19 protein-coding genes are annotated in these 16,438 nt (G+C 58.5%); 8 read left to right on the forward strand and 11 right to left on the reverse strand.

Translation table 11 applies throughout. From position 1 onward, the window contains the following. Position 1: 1 nt before the first annotated feature. Positions 2 to 805: an alpha/beta fold hydrolase gene (locus tag AC5SEM_RS03880; RefSeq protein WP_495472216.1), complete on the reverse strand. Its 804-nt coding sequence runs from the start codon at positions 803 to 805 to the stop codon at positions 2 to 4. Positions 806 to 819: 14 nt separating this feature from the next. Further along, complete coding sequence (locus AC5SEM_RS03885) at positions 820 to 1,743, reverse strand: PA3225 family LysR-type transcriptional regulator (protein ID WP_007914443.1); 924 nt, start codon at positions 1,741 to 1,743, stop codon at positions 820 to 822. A gap of 49 nt (positions 1,744 to 1,792) precedes the next feature. Between AC5SEM_RS03885 and AC5SEM_RS03890 the strand changes: the two genes are divergently transcribed. The 3 genes from AC5SEM_RS03890 to AC5SEM_RS03900 all read left to right on the forward strand — a co-directional run bounded on the left by AC5SEM_RS03890 (position 1,793) and on the right by AC5SEM_RS03900 (position 4,148). Beyond that, positions 1,793 to 2,107 (forward strand): 3-phosphoglycerate kinase, encoded by a 315-nt coding sequence (locus AC5SEM_RS03890; RefSeq protein ID WP_495472217.1) that lies wholly within the window; start codon positions 1,793 to 1,795, stop codon positions 2,105 to 2,107. Between the two features lie 230 nt (positions 2,108 to 2,337). Continuing rightward, positions 2,338 to 2,937 carry an FMN-dependent NADH-azoreductase gene (locus AC5SEM_RS03895; RefSeq protein ID WP_495472218.1) on the forward strand — a complete coding sequence of 200 codons (600 nt, stop codon included), beginning with the start codon at positions 2,338 to 2,340 and terminating at the stop codon, positions 2,935 to 2,937. 344 nt (positions 2,938 to 3,281) lie between these two features. Beyond that, positions 3,282 to 4,148 carry a carboxylate/amino acid/amine transporter gene (locus AC5SEM_RS03900; protein WP_495472219.1) on the forward strand — a complete coding sequence of 289 codons (867 nt, stop codon included), beginning with the start codon at positions 3,282 to 3,284 and terminating at the stop codon, positions 4,146 to 4,148. Between the two features lie 110 nt (positions 4,149 to 4,258). Here the strand turns inward: AC5SEM_RS03900 and AC5SEM_RS03905 are convergent, their stop codons facing one another. Further along, complete coding sequence (locus AC5SEM_RS03905; RefSeq protein WP_116028895.1) at positions 4,259 to 5,557, reverse strand: mechanosensitive ion channel family protein; 1,299 nt, start codon at positions 5,555 to 5,557, stop codon at positions 4,259 to 4,261. Positions 5,558 to 5,748: 191 nt separating this feature from the next. Between AC5SEM_RS03905 and AC5SEM_RS03910 the strand changes: the two genes are divergently transcribed. Continuing rightward, positions 5,749 to 7,089 (forward strand): DEAD/DEAH box helicase, encoded by a 1,341-nt coding sequence (locus tag AC5SEM_RS03910; RefSeq protein WP_007914470.1) that lies wholly within the window; start codon positions 5,749 to 5,751, stop codon positions 7,087 to 7,089. A gap of 52 nt (positions 7,090 to 7,141) precedes the next feature. Here the strand turns inward: AC5SEM_RS03910 and AC5SEM_RS03915 are convergent, their stop codons facing one another. The 4 genes from AC5SEM_RS03915 to AC5SEM_RS03930 all read right to left on the reverse strand — a co-directional run bounded on the left by AC5SEM_RS03915 (position 7,142) and on the right by AC5SEM_RS03930 (position 9,682). Then, a complete protein-coding gene (locus AC5SEM_RS03915) occupies positions 7,142 to 7,741 on the reverse strand; it encodes a hypothetical protein (RefSeq protein ID WP_495472220.1) in 600 nt (199 codons plus the stop codon). A 12-nt stretch (positions 7,742 to 7,753) separates the two neighbouring features. Next, positions 7,754 to 8,338, reverse strand: a complete 585-nt coding sequence (locus AC5SEM_RS03920) for a papain-like cysteine protease family protein (protein WP_371044004.1) — start codon at positions 8,336 to 8,338, stop codon at positions 7,754 to 7,756. 260 nt (positions 8,339 to 8,598) lie between these two features. Next, complete coding sequence (locus tag AC5SEM_RS03925) at positions 8,599 to 8,874, reverse strand: hypothetical protein (protein ID WP_016985949.1); 276 nt, start codon at positions 8,872 to 8,874, stop codon at positions 8,599 to 8,601. A 73-nt stretch (positions 8,875 to 8,947) separates the two neighbouring features. Further along, positions 8,948 to 9,682 (reverse strand): DUF899 domain-containing protein, encoded by a 735-nt coding sequence (locus AC5SEM_RS03930; RefSeq protein ID WP_495472221.1) that lies wholly within the window; start codon positions 9,680 to 9,682, stop codon positions 8,948 to 8,950. 176 nt (positions 9,683 to 9,858) lie between these two features. Between AC5SEM_RS03930 and AC5SEM_RS03935 the strand changes: the two genes are divergently transcribed. Continuing rightward, entirely contained in the window at positions 9,859 to 10,251 is a 393-nt protein-coding gene (locus tag AC5SEM_RS03935; RefSeq protein ID WP_007914475.1) for a hypothetical protein, read from the forward strand. A 122-nt stretch (positions 10,252 to 10,373) separates the two neighbouring features. On the opposite strand, the gene AC5SEM_RS03940 is transcribed toward AC5SEM_RS03935, so the two are convergent. From AC5SEM_RS03940 to AC5SEM_RS03950, 3 genes are all read right to left on the reverse strand, one after another. Then, positions 10,374 to 11,243 (reverse strand): DUF6279 family lipoprotein, encoded by an 870-nt coding sequence (locus AC5SEM_RS03940; RefSeq protein WP_495472222.1) that lies wholly within the window; start codon positions 11,241 to 11,243, stop codon positions 10,374 to 10,376. 78 nt (positions 11,244 to 11,321) lie between these two features. Further along, on the reverse strand, positions 11,322 to 12,038 hold the full coding sequence (locus AC5SEM_RS03945; protein WP_034153217.1) for a TorF family putative porin: 717 nt from the start codon (positions 12,036 to 12,038) through the stop codon (positions 11,322 to 11,324). Between the two features lie 206 nt (positions 12,039 to 12,244). Beyond that, entirely contained in the window at positions 12,245 to 12,433 is a 189-nt protein-coding gene (locus tag AC5SEM_RS03950) for a PFL_1563 family small protein (RefSeq protein ID WP_016985943.1), read from the reverse strand. A gap of 341 nt (positions 12,434 to 12,774) precedes the next feature. Here AC5SEM_RS03950 and AC5SEM_RS03955 point away from each other — a divergent pair, with 341 nt between their 5' ends. The 3 genes from AC5SEM_RS03955 to AC5SEM_RS03965 all read left to right on the forward strand — a co-directional run bounded on the left by AC5SEM_RS03955 (position 12,775) and on the right by AC5SEM_RS03965 (position 15,294). Continuing rightward, on the forward strand, positions 12,775 to 13,611 hold the full coding sequence (locus tag AC5SEM_RS03955) for a CvfB family protein (protein ID WP_077571586.1): 837 nt from the start codon (positions 12,775 to 12,777) through the stop codon (positions 13,609 to 13,611). A gap of 103 nt (positions 13,612 to 13,714) precedes the next feature. Further along, positions 13,715 to 14,119, forward strand: coding sequence for a DUF2177 family protein (locus tag AC5SEM_RS03960; RefSeq protein WP_495472223.1), 405 nt, complete (start codon positions 13,715 to 13,717; stop codon positions 14,117 to 14,119). Positions 14,120 to 14,325: 206 nt separating this feature from the next. After that, the gene (locus AC5SEM_RS03965) at positions 14,326 to 15,294 is read left to right on the forward strand and encodes a DMT family transporter (protein WP_495472224.1); all 969 of its coding nucleotides are present in this window, start codon (positions 14,326 to 14,328) and stop codon (positions 15,292 to 15,294) included. Here the strand turns inward: AC5SEM_RS03965 and AC5SEM_RS03970 are convergent. Continuing rightward, positions 15,239 to 16,420: an MFS transporter gene (locus AC5SEM_RS03970; protein ID WP_495472225.1), complete on the reverse strand. Its 1,182-nt coding sequence runs from the start codon at positions 16,418 to 16,420 to the stop codon at positions 15,239 to 15,241. The genes AC5SEM_RS03965 and AC5SEM_RS03970 overlap by 56 nt on opposite strands. Positions 16,421 to 16,438 lie beyond the last annotated feature (18 nt).

Raw genomic sequence — 16,438 nt, forward strand, 5'->3', positions numbered from 1 at the left:
GTCAGTGATCCTGAGATTGAGTATCGGCTGCGGCGAGAAACTCCAGCAGCGTTTGATTGAAGCGTTCGGGTTGATCGAGCGGGGTGGCGTGGCGCGAATCGGCGATTACCACCAGCCGCGCATCGGGCAGCAGTTTTACATAGGTTTCTTTCAGTGCCACCGGTGTGTAATCACGGTCGGCGCTGATGACGAGCGTTGGACAGGTCACCCGGGAAAGTCGTTCCTGAACGCCCCAGCCAACAATCGCATCGAAGCTGGCGAGATAAGCACGTTTGTCGTTTTTTGCCCAGCGTTTGGCCATTTTCTGCCGCAGATCGGCTTGTTCCGGCTTGGGAAAAAGTTTGCCGCCGAGGGCTTTGCCAATGGTCGCGAGACTCAGCACGCGCATCAGGCTCCAGCGTTTGAACCACTGCCAATAATCGTCGCGGCTGCGGATTTTGACTTCGGGCGCGCTGTTGACGATGGTCAGGCTCTTGAGCATTTGCGGATGATCGACGCCGAACTGGAAGCCGATCATGCCGCCCATCGACAGTCCGACGTAATGTACCGGGCCGAGGTTCAAGTGCTCGATCAGCGCCAGCAGGTCGGCACTGAAACCGGCAATGCTGTAGCGCTCGCGTGGTTTGTCCGAGCGCCCGTGGCCACGGACATCCGGGACGATCACCCGGTAATGCGCGGCCAGTGCCGGGATCTGCATTTCCCAGTCCAGCGTGCTCGAACCGAGCCCGTGAACCAGTAGCAACGGCGTACCGTGGCCATATTCCTCGTAGTGCAGGTTGCAACCATCGTGCTCGAAATACGCCATCGGTGAACTCCGTGTCAGGCTTGTTCAGGGGCGGCGAACGGTGCGTCCAGCGGCAAGGTGTCGAAGGTACGCAGCAGTTCGATGAGGATTTGCGTGGCCGGGCCCAAGGGTTTGTCCTTGTTCGAATACAGATAGAAACTGGAGTTGCGGTTGCCGCCCCTGTCCAACGGTAGCAGCTTGAGCGAGCCATCCTTCAGTTCCCGCTCGATCATGTGCCGGGGCAGCCAGGCAAAACCGAGCCCGCTGCTGACAAACGTAGCGGCCGTGGCGAGGCTGCCGACGGTCCAGCGCTGTTCGGCGCCGAGCCAGCCGACGTCCCGTGGTTGCTGGCGGCCGGAGTCGCGAATCACCACTTGCATCTGGGTTTCCAGATCCTGAAAGCTCAATTCGCGATTGAGCCGATGCAGCGGGTGATCGGGGTGGGCGACAGCGACGAACTCGACGTCGCTCAGTTCCGCACCAAGGTAACCGGGAATGCTCAGACCGGTGATGGCCAGATCAGCCACGCCTTCGAGCAGCACTTCCTCGACCCCCGACAATACCTCCTCACGCAGACGCACGCGGCAGCCGCGACTCTGCGGCATGAACGCGGTCAACGCGCGGACGATGCGCGCACTCGGGTAAGCAGCGTCAACCACCAGCCGCACCTCGGCTTCCCAACCTTGCTCCATGTGATGGGCAAGGTCTTCCAGTTGACTGGCCTGTTTCACCAGTTGCCGCGAACGGCGCAGCAATACGCCACCGGCTTCGGTGAGCACGGCTTTGCGCCCGTCGATGCGCAGCAACGGCACGCCGAGCTGGTCCTGCATGCGGGCGACGGTGTAACTCACCGACGATTGCGAACGGTGCAAGGCCTCGGCGGCCTGGGCGAATCCGCCGTGGTCGACCACGGCCTGCAATGTTCGCCATTGATCAAGGGTCACGCGGGGCGCTTTCATCAATAGCTCCTCTTGTCCTAAGCTGGCCGTCCCTCATGGAGACTGCCGAATGAAAAAATTCTGTTGTGTGCTGCTGGCGCTGCTTCCGCTGACTGCTTTTGCGTACCCGATCGATGTGCAGAAAGACCTCAACGGCATGAAGATCGATTACGAGACCTTCGACACCGATAACGACATCGGCTCGATTCGGGTGGCCAACTACGGTGATGTCGATGCGACGTGCAAAGCGGTGTTCAGCAATGGCCCGGAAGCACCACGCACCCGCACGATCGATGTACCGGCCGGCAAACACAAAAACGCCACGGCCAAGTTCACCCGCGAGATCATCAAGCTGCGCATCAAACTGAGCTGCACCCCGAAATAATACCGATCCCCTGTAGGAGTGAGCCTGCTCGCGATAGCGGTGTGTCATATACATCTGTGTTAACTGACACACCGCTATCGCGAGCAGGCTCACTCCTACAGGGGTATGCAACAGCATCTAAACGAATTATTCGATACTTTGCAGCAATTATTTGCGCTTTTTCATCGATTAGACTCTGTTTAACCTTCACTCCATCGACCTACAACATTCTCGGATGGAGGCTACACACCATGTCCCGCGTTCTGATCATCGAAAGCAGCGCCCGCCAGCAAGACTCGGTATCCCGTCAACTGACCCAGACCTTCATCAGTCAGTGGAAAGCGGCGCACCCTGCCGATCAGATCACCGTACGTGACCTCGCCACGAACCCGGTGCCACACCTGGACAGCAACCTGTTGGGCGGCTGGATGAAACCTGCGGAGCAGCGCAACGCCATCGAGCAAGCGTCGCTGGACCGCTCCAACGAACTGACTGATGAACTGCTCGCCGCCGACGTGCTGGTGATGGCAGCGCCGATGTACAACTTCGCCATCCCGAGCACCCTCAAGGCCTGGCTCGACCATGTGCTGCGTGCCGGCGTGACCTTCAAGTACACCGAAACCGGCCCGCAAGGCCTGCTCAGCGGCAAACGTGCCTACGTGCTCACCGCTCGCGGCGGCATCTACGCCGGCGGCCCGGCGGATCATCAGGAACCGTACCTGCGTCAGGTCATGGGTTTCATCGGCATCAACGACGTGACATTCATTCACGCGGAAGGCATGAACCTCGGTGGCGACTTCCAGGAGAAGGGCCTGAATCAGGCCAACGCCAAGCTCTCCCAGGTCGCTTGATATGTTAATCGCCAGATAATCGCCGATTGTTTAAGTGACCTGGCGCAACCCCTTCAAGGCTCTACGCGCATCGAACCTCCCTTTGCACTTGTTGCTCCTGAGTGCTGTAGCCCGATTGAACGCATTAGCGAGATCGGGCTTTTTTTTGCCTGTGATTCACAGAACGACGTAGATCCCTGTAGGAGTGAGCCTGCTCGCGATAGCGGTGTGTCAGTCAATGCTGATGTGTCTGAACAACCGCTATCGCGAGCAGGCTCACTCCTACAGGGGATTTGTGTTGTTGGAGGGTTCGCGGTCTTGCGCAAAAACCGCTATCGTCGCCGCCATTCGATTTCGAGGCGAGCATGGGCTATCTACTTTTTGTCACGCTGATCCAGGCGTTTTCCTTCAGTCTGATCGGCGAATACCTGGCCGGTCACGTCGACAGTTATTTCGCGGTGCTGGTGCGCGTCGTGCTGGCGGGGCTGGTGTTCATTCCGTTGACCCGCTGGCGGTCGGTGGAACCTTCGTTCATGCGCGGCATGCTGGTGATCGGCGCGTTGCAGTTCGGCGTGACCTACGTCTGTCTGTATCTCAGCTTCCGCGTGCTGACGGTGCCGGAAGTGTTGCTGTTCACCATCCTCACGCCGCTGCATGTGACGCTGATCGAAGACGCGCTGAACCGGCGCTTCAATCCGTGGGCACTGATCGCTGCGCTGGTCGCAGTGGGCGGGGCGGCGGTGATTCGCTTCGACAGCGTCAGTCCGGATTTCTTCATGGGCTTCCTGCTGCTGCAACTGGCCAACTTCACCTACGCCGCCGGCCAAGTGATGTACAAGCATCTGGTGGCCAAGCACCCGAGCGACCTGCCGCATTACCGGCGTTTCGGCTTCTTCTATCTCGGCGCGCTGGCGGTGGTGCTGCCGGCATTCCTGATGTTCGGCAAAGCCAACTTCCTTCCGGAAGCGCCGCTGCAATGGGGCGTGTTGCTGTTCCTCGGCCTGGTCTCGACCGCGCTGGGCATGTATTGGTGGAACAAGGGCGCGTGCATGGTCAACGGCGGCACGCTGGCGGTGATGAACAATCTGCATGTGCCGGTGGGGTTGCTGCTGAATCTGCTGATCTGGAATCAGCATGAGGAGCTTGGAAGATTGTTCCTCGGTGGCAGCGTCATCCTTGCCGCTGTATGGATCAGCCGGTTGGGCATCCGCAAATCCCCGGTCACTGCATAACCCCCTGTAGGAGTGAGCCTGCTCGCGATAGCGGTGTATCAGTCAATATGGATTTGTCTGATACACCGCTATCGCGAGCAGGCTCACTCCTACAGTTTTGATCGGTGGGGTTACATGAGGTGTTTCTGTGGTTCGGGAATGCTCGCCGCGCCGAGCACCGCCGGCAACAGGCCAGAGCGCAAATCCCCGCCACTCGGCTGCTGATACAGGCTCAGCCCAAACTCCGGCAACACCGCCAGCAGATAATCGAAAATATCCCCCTGAATCCGTTCGTAATCGGCCCACACCGTGGTGCGGGTGAAGCAGTAAATCTCCAGCGGAATACCCTGCGCCGTGGTCTGCATCTGCCGCACCATACAGGTCATGTTCGGCTGAATCTCCGGATGGCTCTTCAGATACGCCAGTGCGTAGGCGCGAAACGTGCCGATATTGGTCATGCGTCGGCGGTTGGCTGACATTGCCGCGACATTGCCCTGCGCCTCGTTCCACGCCTTGAGTTCGGCTTTCTTGCGGCTCATGTAGTCGGTGAGCAGGTGCACCTGGGAGAGCTTTTCCTCTTCGTCATCGCGGATGAAACGCACACCGCTGGCATCGATGAACAGGCTGCGCTTGATCCGCCGTCCGCCGGATTGCTGCATGCCGCGCCAGTTCTTGAACGACTCGGACATCAGGCGCCAGGTCGGGATCGAGACGATGGTTTTATCAAAATTCTGCACCTTGACCGTGTGCAGAGTGATGTCGACCACGTCGCCATCGGCGCCGACCTGCGGCATCTCGATCCAGTCGCCGACGCGCAGCATGTCGTTGCTGGTCAGTTGCACGCTGGCGACAAACGACAGCAGTGTGTCCTTGTAGACCAACAGAATCACCGCCGACATCGCACCCAGACCGGAGAGCAGCAACAGCGGTGAACGGTCGATCAACGTCGCGACGATGATGATCGCGCCGAACACATACAAGACCATTTTCGCCAGTTGCACGTAGCCTTTGATCGAGCGCGTGCGTGCATGCTCGGTGCGCGCATAGATGTCGAGCAGGGCATTGAGCAGGGCGCTGACCGAGAGCAGCAGGAACAGGATGGTGAACGACAACGCCACATTGCCGAGGAAGGTCATTGCGGTTTTGCTCAGTTCCGGCACCAGATGCAGGCCGAACTGTATCACCAGCGACGGCGTCATCTGCGCCAGACGCTGAAACACCTTGTTGTGGCGAAAGTCATTGATCCAGTGCAGCGCCGGCTGGCGGCCGAGCATGCGGCTGGCGTGCAGGATCAGGTATCGCGCCACTCGTCCGAGCACCAGCGCGATGACCAGCAGCAGCGTCAGGGCGAGGCCGGCCTGCAAAAGTGGATGCTGTTCGAGGGTGCCCCAGAGGTCCTGGGCGTTGAGCCAGAGCTGTTTGAAATCCATATGAGCAACGATTCTTCTGTAAGACGCGATGGGTGATTAGAGCATTTAAGCCGCCGTGTATTACCGTTGGAGACAAATCGAGCAACAAAAAAGCCACTGATTACGTCCGTTTGTATAAAGAAACTCGGCCTGAGCGCTCGAAACCGGTAACCTATGCAGCTGTTTTTTTGCATATCTTCGAGGTAGCACCCGTGTTTTCCCAATTCGCCCTGCACGAACGCCTGCTTAAAGCTGTGGCCGAGCTGAAATTTGTCGAGCCGACGCCTGTGCAAGCCGCGGCCATTCCGCTGGCGCTCCAAGGGCGTGATCTGCGGGTGACGGCGCAAACCGGTAGCGGCAAAACCGCCGCTTTCGTTCTGCCAATCCTCAATCGCCTGATCGGCCCGGCCAAGGTTCGCGTCAGCATCAAGACGCTGATCCTGCTGCCGACCCGCGAGCTGGCCCAGCAGACGCTGAAGGAAGTTGAGCGCTTTTCGCAGTTCACTTTCATCAAGTCCGGCCTGATCACCGGCGGTGAAGACTTCAAGGTCCAGGCAGCGATGCTGCGCAAAGTGCCGGACATCCTCATCGGCACCCCAGGCCGGATGATCGAGCAACTCAACGCCGGCAACCTCGACCTCAAAGAAGTCGAAGTGCTGGTGCTCGACGAAGCCGACCGCATGCTCGACATGGGTTTCGCCGAAGACGTGCAGCGTTTGGTTGACGAATGCCCGAACCGTCAGCAGACCATGCTGTTTTCCGCCACCACCGGCGGTTCCGGCCTGCGCGACATGATCGGCAAGGTGCTGAACAACCCTGAGCACTTGCAGCTCAACGCGGTCAGCCAGCTGAACTCGACCACCCGTCAGCAAATCATTACTGCCGACCACAATCAGCACAAAGAGCAGATTGTGAACTGGCTGCTGGCCAACGAGACCTATCAGAAGGCCATCGTCTTCACCAACACTCGCGCCATGGCCGACCGTATCTACGGCCGTCTCGTGGCTCAGGAATACAAAGCGTTCGTACTGCACGGCGAGAAAGACCAAAAGGATCGCAAACTGGCGATCGACCGTCTGAAGCAGGGCGGCGTGAAGATTCTGGTCGCTACCGACGTCGCGGCCCGTGGTCTGGACGTCGATGGTCTGGATCTGGTGATCAACTTCGACATGCCCCGCAGCGGCGACGAATACGTTCACCGCATCGGTCGTACTGGCCGTGCCGGTAACGATGGCCTGGCGATCTCGCTGATCTGCCACGGCGACTGGAACCTGATGTCGAGCATTGAGCGCTACCTGAAGCAAAGCTTCGAGCGCCGCACCATCAAGGAAGTCAAAGGCACCTACGGCGGACCGAAAAAGGTCAAGGCTTCGGGCAAAGCCGTTGGCGTGAAGAAGAAAAAGACTGACGCCAAGGGCGACAAGAAGAAAACCGCTGCCAAGACGCCAACCAAGCGCAAGAGCGCCAACCGTCCGAAACCGGACTCGTTGGTAAGCAGCGACGGCATGGCGCCGCTCAAGCGTCGTAAGCCGGCAGAGCCTGCGGCTGAGTAAGTTTCAAGCGCGCATAAAAAACCCGGACAGTGTCCGGGTTTTTTTTCGTCCATCAGTTGCCGAGCTGACCACTGGTGTCGGCGTCAAAGCGCCGCTTGGCCTGATCGGCCGCCGGCTTCAATGCTGTGAGCAAGGCTGCCTCGCTGTACAACCGAGTGGTCGCCAGATCCTTCGGCGTTGGTTCAATCGGGATCAATACATCCTCTCCGTCGGCATGCAGCCAGATTGCGACAACGTGCAGTGCCGAGACAAACAGCACGCGCAGTTCAACGGTTTTGCCCTGAAGTTGCGGCGCTTGTTCTGCGAGTTTCAGCGCACCCACCGTAGCAGCGGCGTGATCGCCGTGATTCAACGAGGCGAACTCGACATGCCCGCGCACCTCGGCCAATTGCGCATCGGCAATCGTCACGCCGTCGGCAAATACCAGGTAATGCCAGTCGCCGAGGCGGGCATCTTTCAGACCTTTGCCGCTGCTCAGGTCATCCAGACTTAGCGAATAGCCCCGGTAGGCTTCGCTGAGGCTGATCTTCGCAGGTGCTGCGTTGGCGAATTGGCGATTAGCGCCAAAGCCCTGGGTTTGCAGTGCGGCTTGCAGCGCCGGGCGCAAAGTCTGAACGCCGTTGGAAGGCGCCTTTGGATAAGTCAGTTGCATGATGTCGCCCTCCTAGTTTTTCACAGTGAAGTAAGTGTGGGTCCAATTGCCGCCGCCGTTGTAGGCGCGGGGGAAGGCGTTTAGTGCGCGGGTCGAATAGCCGTAGATCGAGTCCGCGACCAACAGGTAATCGCCATTGGTGCCGTAGATCGTCAGGAAATGCGCCCCACCGCCGTACCAGGCGCAGCGCAAGCCGACCGGGCGGCCCATGCTGATCTGGTTCTGGATGGCCGACATCTGCAGCGAGCCCTGATTCATACCGTTGTAGCTACGGGTGGTTTGCAGGGCCGAATCCAGATAGCCGTAAACGTTGCACGGTCCCGGCTGATTGCAGCAGTTGCGGTCGAGCTGGGTGCTGGCGACACCGCACTGCGTCCAGTTGCCGGTGCCGTAATAGTTGCCGACCGAGGCGGAAACGGCGGCCCAGCACCAGTTGGTCTGGGTCTGTTTCTGCATGTTGAAGTTGAGGCTGCCGGCGGCGAGGGCACTGAGTTGTTCAGCGGCTTCGACTTCGGCGAGTTGCGGGTCGAGCAGGTGACCGGCCAGGCACCTTGGCAGTGATTCGCCGGTGAATTGTGTTGCTGCTGTGGTTAACATTTTTCAATCCTCCATGAGTGAAAACAAGCGTCCAGCTTGTGTGGGTGTAGCGGTGTTGCCGAGCGATCGGTGCTTAACGGTTGCCATCTTCTGTGGCCGGTTCCGATCTCCTTGCTCGAGGTAACCCTAGTCAGAGATATGCATTAATGCAAATAAATAATGCATTAATGCAATTTCAGTGGCAAAAGATCGCAGCCTTCGGCAGCTCTACAGGGGTTTATGTAGGAGCTGCCGCAGGCTGCGATCTTTTGATCTTGCTGTTAGCCCTCGGTCTTCTTCTCGGCAGAATTCAGTTCTTTCAACCGCTGATCAATCAACTGGCACTTGTCCGGCAGATCCTTGCTAGCCGTGCCCAGATCCATCTTCTGCAATTCGGCATTGATCTCTTTGGCCTTGGCCGGATTCTGCTCGGTCAGCTTCGAGACTTCCTTGGCCAATTGTTCGCGCTTGGCGGTGGCTTCTTCCGGCGTGCAGGCCCAGACGGGCAGGGCGCAGGCCAGGGTGGCGGCGAGGGTGAGCTTGATCAGGGTTTTCATCGGGGCAGGCCTCAGTTCCGGTTAAGGCGGTTAATCGGTTGAGGCCTTGAGCGGGAGAAAAGTTCATTGCTCATCACTCAGAGTGGCAGCAGCTCGACCTGGAATAGCCTTCATAACGATCATGATGCCGCACCCATTCCATGATTTCGTCCTCATTCCTGCCCTTGGGCGTGAGGTCTAGATAGTTGTAGGCACCGACCAGCATGTCGAGACCACGCGCATACGTTGAATAGGTGTGGAAGATGTCGCCATTCGTGTCGCGATAAAACACGCTCAGCCCGGGCATTTCTTCCTCGGCGCTGTCAGTCTTTTCGTAGTTGTACGTAGCCTTTCCCGACGCGACATCCTCAGCCCGTGCGCAAACGCCGAAGTCATAGTTGAAGTCGCAACCCTCTGATGACACCCAGTCAAACTTCCAGCCCATGCGCCGTTTAAAGTCCTGGAACTCGTTGAAGGGGGCGTGAGAAACAGCCACAACGGCGATGTCGTGATGCGCCAGATGCTGATTGGCACCGTCGATATGGTCGCTGAGGAAAGAGCAACCCTGGCACCCTTCCTCCCAATCCTTGGCAAACATGAAGTGGTAAACCACCAATTGGCTGTGTTTGCCGAACAGGTCAGCCAGCTTCAATCTGCCGTTGGGCCCCTGAAAGTGGTAGTCCTTGTCGACCTTTACCCACGGCAGCGCGCGACGTTCAGCGCTGAGGCGGTCGCGTTCCTTGGTGAAGGCTTTTTCGTCGGCGAGGTGTTGCTTACGGGCGGCGAGCCATTCTTCGCGCGATACAACCGGATGATTCTCAACGTTCATGATGATTTCTCCTGCGGGGGTTGAAACCGTCTGTTTCAGACTAGTCGTTTAACCCTGCTGGAAATCGACAGACCGCCGGTCGGTCGCTGCGGGAAATGCGGCTGAACGGCTGCGAGCCACTCCGGTCACAACCTATGAACGCGCCATTAATCACGCGCACCGGAGGTTGTATCAGGATGACGACTTATAACTGGGATTTGATTGAACGCTTGCTCCATGAAGTGCAGAACAGCGCCGGCCATAGCTTTGCCCCTCGCGCCTACGCCGAAGACTATGCGGCGGCGAAGGCCAGCGCGGGCGAGCCGATCGAGAACCTTGATCACCTGAAAACGCTGGCGTGCGACTATGAAAGGTTGTTGCTCCTGCGCGGTTACATTGCACCGCGCCCGGATGAGGAGGGCAGCACCGGAAACAATTTTGTCCTGACCCCACGCGGTTCCAGCTTGTTGAGCCTGATCGACAGCAGCATTCCCGGCAATGATCACCCGCGTCAGGTGCTGGATGAGCAGGAGGATGCGCTGGCCGAGGCGACGTTTGATGAAGTGGCTTCCAAAGCCCAGATCGCCTGAGTTTACGTAGATCCCCCTGTAGGAGTGAGCCTGCTCGCGATAGCGGACTTCCAGTGACATCAATGTTGACTGGAAGACCGCTATCGCGAGCAGGCTCACTCCTACATTGGATTCGGGTATGTTCAGGTTTTTTGCGCGGCCTTGAGGCACTTGAGGTCGTTGAAGTCTTTACGCACACCCTCGATCTTTTTCAACAACCGCTGACGCTGTTGCGGCGTACTTTCGGCGATCAAATCCACCGCCAGAGAGCGTCCCTGCGCTTCAGTATCGGCGAAGGCCTTGCGGTAATCCGCTGTCCATAAACTCTCGCGATTGACCAGAAGCGTCTCGATTCTCTGTGGGAATTCGGGACTTTTGCGTTGTGCGACGGCGGCACTGAATTGCTTCTGCCAATGGGCGCGGTTGGCAATCCATTGCGTGTACTGATCGCCCAGCGCGGTCGACCACGCCATGACCCGCTGTTCCTGGGTGGCGCTCAAGGGGCCGAGCCAGTCATTCAAGCGTTTAACCATTCGTGCGCCACGCTCGGCAATTTGTTGATCAAGCGGTGGTTTCAGGTATTCCTGCTGACGCTTGCGCAGATCCTTGGCAAACGCGTCATTCATTTCGGCGACCTGTTTGTCATCCAGCCCTTGCAGCAACTCGATCGCCGACGGGGTGATCTCTCGAGCGGTTTCGGCAATGGCCTGCTTGGCTTCCGTAGTGCGCGCCTGCAACGCGGCATCGGTGATCTGATTGGTTTCGACCATGGTCTGTAGGCGATCAAGCCAGTCCAGATAGCCCGGCAATTGCGTGGTGCAATGCCAGCTCAGGTGGTCCTTGAGGCGCTCGTTGAACCAGTCTTTCTGCTCGCCGTTCATGTCCAGATAGTCGCCGAGCGTCCACGGAATGATCACGTCGAGATTGCGATAGGCCAGGCCGACGCGACTGCAAGCGCCGAGGGCGAGGGTGAAAATCAGTAGGGCGGCGATGTGCTTGAACCAGCGAGACATGGGCGAATCCTTGCGTGAGCCTGGCTTCGAGGGACTGATTCCTATGTGAACGCAGAATGAACCCGGCAGTTCAGCCGATCAATAGAACGCGCGGGCAGCCTTGAGGGTGACGAGACCGTCGCACTCGCTGTTGTGCCCGGAATAGGCTGAGCAATCACTGCCGCTGAGGCTGGAGTTGCTGTAGATCAGGTCGAGATCGACACCCATGAACGGCCGGGACAATTTCACCGACCAATCGGTGAAACTGCCGACATAACCACCGTCCACGGCGACGGGCGTGTTCAGTTGGTGGGTGGTGTATTTCATACTGACGCCGATGCCGAATGGCTGGTTGCCGCCAAGATCGGCAAACAAGGTGTTGTTCTGTTTGTCCGGGTCGTTGCTGAAGGCCACGCCGAAACGACTGCCGAGCAAGGTCAGGCCACCGAACAGCTCCTGGCTGTCGAGAGTATCTACCTTGGGATAGCTGTAGTGGATCATGCCGACTTCGTAGCCAAGGGTCTGATCGAAAGGCTGTTTAAAGCCGACGTAGGAGTCGATCTCGAGGTTCTTGCCAGGGCTGATGCCCATACTCGGTGCGTACTGGCCGACATAGAGGCCGCTGTCGTGGCTCAGGTCGAGGCCGCCGTGGAACGAGCCGACGGCTGCCGGTTTGACCAGACCCTGGGCCATGCTGCGCGTCGGTGTGGTGCCGAGTTTGAGATCGAAGTCGCCCAGTTCACGCTGGAAAATCTGTGCGTGCGCGGTCGAGCCGGCCATCAGGCTTGCGAGCAATAAACAGGAAGATTTGCGCATGCGTCACTCCATGAACGGCGAGCGCAGGACGGCGGGCCTGCTGAAACGCTTGATCTAGACGCGTGCAAGGATACCGGCGAATGATCGGCATTGAAGGCCGTTCGTCGATTTACAAGGATTTTTGTTTAAAAGGGAGGGATGTTGCGCGGTGCCAGTCCAGACGCTTCGAAGCTCAAAGCGCCTCTGGACGGGTGTAAAACCGGGTGTTACTTCTTGCCCAGGCTGATCTGCTTGGACGGGCCGAATGTCTGGCCACTGACGCCTTTGGCAATTTGCTGGATCTCGCCACCAGACTTGAGGAACGCTGCGATCTGATCGTTGATCGATTCGCTGGTTTCAACGGCTGGAGCTGGCTTTGCTTTGCTGGTGGATGCTTTTACACGCATGGCGGCCATTAACCTGTAGAAAAGTAACTCGGCCAGGCATCGTACAGGAATAACTTGACAATTGCTTGGTAAATATCCCCGGGAATAACCCAGCGCTGCACTGCATTATTCTCGATTGAATATTCGATATATCCGCCTAACCTGCTGTTTTAAATAAGAACATTTAGTCGCCGGCGCATTGAATTGTTCCACCGCTAGCGTGAGTGCCTCCCTGACGAGCGGCACCTCAGCCCAGCCGCACACAAGGAAAATCAAGGCGTTGCGCAGAATTCCGACGCGTGCGGATCTGCCGCCCGACGGCCAGCACAAAAACGGGTAGAATGCCGCCCACGCAATGAGGGTTTCGGAAAATGGCTTTAGTCGGGCGTTACAACAGTTTGCAAGTGGTTAAACACACTAACTTCGGTTTATATCTGGACGGCGGTGCCGACGGCGAGATTCTTTTGCCTAATCGGTATATCCCGAAAGATATTCCGACCGAAGATGAAGATTGGCTCAACGTATTTGTTTATCTGGACAGCGAAGACAAACTTCTCGCTACCACGGAAAAACCGAAAGTTCAGGTCGGCGAATTTGCCAGTCTGAAAGTCGTTGAAGTCAACAGCATCGGTGTGTTCCTCGATTGGGGGCTGCCGAAGGATCTGTTGCTGCCGTATTCCGAAGAAAAGCGCCAGATGACCGCCGGCGAATACTGCGTGGTGCATGTCTACCTCGACAAGCACACCCGCCGCATCACCGCTACCGCGCGTCTGGATCGCTACCTCGACAAGACCCCGGCCAACTACAGCCAGGGCCAGGAAGTTGATCTGCTGGTTGCCGAAGCCACCGACATGGGCTTCAAGGCGATCATCAACAACAAGCACTGGGGTTTGATTCACAAAAATGAAATCTTCAAGTTCATGCGCGCCGGCATGATCGAGAAGGGCTACATCAAGGAAGTCCGTGCCGACGGCAAGATCGCCCTGAGCCTGCAACCGGTTGGCCAGGAAGCGGCCAGCAGTCTGAACTCGAAGATCCTCGCCAAGTTGCGCGACAACAGCGGCACGCTGCCGGTCAGCGACAAGAGCGATCCGGCGCTGATCAGCAGCCTGTTTGGCGTCAGTAAAGGCAACTTCAAGAAGGCCATCGGTGCGCTGTACAAGGAAGGCAAGATCGTCATTCATGCTGATCGCATTGAACTAACCTGAGACACCGCTGGCCCCATGTAAGAGCTGCCGCAGGCTGCGATCTTTTGACTTTGAAGATCAACAGATCGCAGCCTGCGGCAGCTCCTACATGAGGGCGGGTGTGATGAAGAAGTCTCTGGTTGCCTATGTTGCGACGCTGATTGCGTTTCTGTTGCTCGACGGTCTCTGGCTCGGCCTGTTGATGGCGCCGACCTATCGCGAACTGCTCGGTCCGCTGATGCTCGAAAAACCGCTGCTGGTTCCGGCAGCGGTTTTTTATTGCCTGTATGTTTTTGGCTGCGTGGTGTTTGTGGTGACGCCGGCCGTGACATGGCAATGGGCGGCGAAGCGGGGCGCGTTGTTAGGGCTGATAGCTTACGGCACCTATGACCTGACCAATTGGGCGACGTTGCGCGGGTGGTCGGTGCAGGTGACGCTGATGGATTGGGCGTGGGGGACGTTTGCTACTGCTGTGGCTTGTATTGTCGGGTTTTTGGTGAGCAAAAGGTTTGGCAAGTCTGCTCGGTAATGTGAGTTGGCAGTGCCGGCCTCTTCGCGAGCAGGCTCGCTCCCACAGGGGAACGCACTCTAAAGTGGGAGCGAGCCTGCTCGCGAATGGCGGCGCAGCCGATAGCCATTCACCATTGCCGCCACTGAAGCACTAAATGTCTTTTCCAGACGCCTTTTTTCCGCCCGACTGATTGATAATCTCCAGCACTGTTTTCTGACCATTGGATGGCCTGCCATGTTGTGTGTGTTCGAGGTGTTGCGGTGATTGTCGAGCGGCGCAATGCCGACAGTTTTGCCTTGCAGGTGATGATCGGCCTCTGCCTGATCTGGGGCGTGCAGCAAGTGATGATCAAATGGGCGGCGCCGGACATCGCGCCTGTCATGCAAGCGGCCGCGCGCTCGGGGATCTCTGCGTTGCTGGTGGCGTTGCTGATCTGCTGGAAGGGCGGCTGGGATCAGGTCGGCAACACTTGGCGCGGCGGCTTGCTGGCCGGTGCGCTGTTCGGTCTGGAATTCCTTTTTATCGCTGAAGGTCTGCAACTGACCACGGCTGCACACATGTCGGTGTTCCTCTACACCGCGCCGATTTTCACCGCGTTGGGCGTGCATTTTCTGCTGGCCAGTGAGCGCCTGCGACCGCTGCAATGGCTGGGTATTCTGCTCGCGTTCATCGGCATTGCAATTGCCTTCGCCGGCGGTGTGTCGTGGGACAACCTCGACCGGCGCATGCTGCTCGGCGATGCCTTTGGCGTGTTGGCTGGCGCCTGTTGGGGCGCGACCACGGTGGTGGTGCGCGCCTCACGGCTGTCGGAAGCACCGGTGACGCTGACCTTGTTCTATCAGTTGATCGTCGGCTTCCTCGGCCTGCTGCTGATTGCGCTGTTCAGCGGCCAGATCACCCACGTCAGCCTGACCCCCGTGGCGGTGGCCAGCGTGCTGTTCCAGGGCCTGGTGGTGTCGTTCTTCAGCTACCTGATCTGGTTCTGGCTGCTGCGCCGTTATCTGGCAGCCAACCTCGCGGTGTTTTCGTTTATGACGCCGCTTTTCGGCGTGACCTTTGGCGTATTGCTGCTCGGCGAACAATTGACGGTTAACTTCGTCCTCGGCGCCGTGCTGGTGCTGCTCGGCATCACGTTTGTCAGCGCCGAGCAGTGGCTGCGTCGGCGTTTGCGCAAAGCGCTGGGTCAGCGTTAGTCGATTGCATCGCCAGACCGCCGGCAATCAATAAACCGCTGCCGGCGATCACCAGCGCCGGATGCAGGCCACCGCTGAAATGGCTGCTCAGCGCTGCCAATAGAGGGCCGCTGAGTTGGCCGACGGCGAAGCAGGCGGTAAGCATCCCGGCATTGCGTTGCGTGGCATGTGGCGCCAGTTCCCGCGAGCGCTGCATGACTAATTGCATGCAAGCCAGAAATGGCGTGCCGCAGAGGATCACCCCCAGCGCGAGGCCGAGGCCGCTGCCCAGCAGGCAGCAAAAGACGCCGGCCGCTTGCAGCCACAGCGTCGCCATCAACCAGTGACGGGTGGTTTCTGGATCGTGACGCCGCAAGCTCACCAGCAACACGCCGAGCGCGGCGGCCAGACCGAAGCAAGGCCAGAACAGATCGGCCTGCCACTGCCCATGAAACTGCGCATTGGCCATTTGCGACAGGAAGGTCGCCGGAATGATGTAACCGACGCCGTACAGCGCATAAATCACCGCCAACCGCCCGATACCCCGATTCGATGGACTGACCGGCGCTGCAACCACCGTCGCCGTTGCGACAGGCGTTGGCAGCAGTCGCCAGACCCCCAGCATCATCACCAACGCAGCCGCGGCATAAATCAGCCACAACGTCGCGGACGTCTGATTCAGCAGATGTGAGACCAGCGCCAACAACCCCGTCAGAAAAATCCCCAAACCCGGTCCGGCAAATACCAGAGCGCCCAATCTCGGACGACCTGCTGCCGCCGCCAATGGTTGACTCAACGAAGTGATCATCACCAGTACCCAGGCACTTGCTACCCCGGTGCCGAAGCGCAGCAGCAAGTGCGACCAGAAGCCATTGGCCCAGAACGACGCCAGTGTCAGCAGCACGCACAACCACAGTCCGCCGTGCAGGCGCCGCTGAACCTGATGCGGGCGATGGGCGAACATTGCGTCCACCGCGCCGAGCAGGTAGCCGAGGTAGTTGGCCGCCGCAATCAGACCGGCGGCCGTCAGGTCGATCTGGCCTTCGCTGAGCAGGTGCGGCATTTGCGGGGTGAGGGCGAAACGCCCGATGCCCATGGCCATCATCAAGGCAACGAAGCAAGCGGATAAGCGAATCAGAGGCGACATGGTCGGGATTCCTTGGAA

The organism is Pseudomonas sp. CH61, from assembly GCF_059429415.1.